Genomic DNA, 1146 nt, shown 5'->3' with positions numbered 1-1146 from the left:
CCTATCAGAAAAGCAAGGCCACAAGCAAACTGGTAAGTGGTCGCTTCATTTTGTGGTAGAGGTCCGGCCACTTCTGCATACAACAGGAACAAACTGAATACCGAAACCTGTGCCCCTACATACAAGAATTGCGCAACAACACTCCATCCCAGCTCTGGCACTTTTATAGTTCGAAGCAAACCGGGCCAGAGAGATTGACCTGTTTTTGCCTCATTTTCATTGGCAATTTCCTGTGGCAGTTTAGGCAGTTTTGTTCTTAAAAAAATTAAGGTGATTACTACCAACAGTACACCAATAATAAAGTAGGGCAATTTAACGGATTCGGCTTCAGCAGCCAAAGCGGTTTGTCGGGCCACTGCCGACATCGATGCCAACTCTTCCTCAGAATAGCCCTCAGTGAATATTACAGCCCCGCCAATAAGGGGCGCCAACGCGGCGGCCAAACCATTGAAAGACTGGGCCAGATTCAATCTCTGCGTTGATTTGGCAGGATCTCCCAATGCCGCAGCGTAAGGATTGGCCGCTGTTTCTAGCGTAGCCAATCCACAAGCAATGATAAAAAGGGCAAATAAAAAGAAGGGATAGGATTGAAAATCAGCGGCCGGAATAAACAAAAAACACCCAGCAGCAAACAACAGTAAACCAGCAACAATGCCCAGTTTATACCCGAATCTCTTCAAAAAAAGTCCAGCAGGAACCGCCAACAAAAAATAAGCAATGTAAACCGCGGAATCTACCAGCGTGCTTTGGGTATTGGTTAAAGTAAAGGATTTCTTCAAATGAGGAATCAAAATAGGATCCAAATTGTGGGCAAAACCCCACATAAAAAAGAGAGAGGTCACCAATATAAATGCGAACTTAAATTGTCCGGTGCCCTGCTTTGGGGAAACGTTTTGAACAGGAGAATCCATAGCAATCGTTGTAGGGTTCTGTTTTTTTGTTTAATGTTTTTTCGTTTTCATCTGGACGCTTGGATCATTAAACCTGGCAATACCAGTTTGGAATGACGACAAAAGATAAGCAATCCATTGATTGGAATGTAAATCTATCCAAGGCATTGGGAAAATAATCCATGTCTTTACCCAATTATTCCATTATTTTCTCTAAAACCATATAAGAATACTTGTGGAAATTCGTTTCCTATAT

At 42.6% G+C, this 1146-nt stretch carries 1 protein-coding gene; it reads right to left on the bottom strand.

The features are described 5' to 3' along the window. Positions 1-911, bottom strand: a 911-nt coding sequence (locus tag ACWATR_RS40245) for an MFS transporter (protein ID WP_460346043.1), incomplete at its 3' end; no start/stop codon positions are given. Positions 912-1146 lie beyond the last annotated feature (235 nt).

The sequence above is a fragment of the Nostoc sp. UIC 10890 genome (assembly GCF_054786515.1).
Note: the sequence above shows the minus strand (reverse complement) of the source record. Positions and strands in the feature narration are given on the sequence as shown.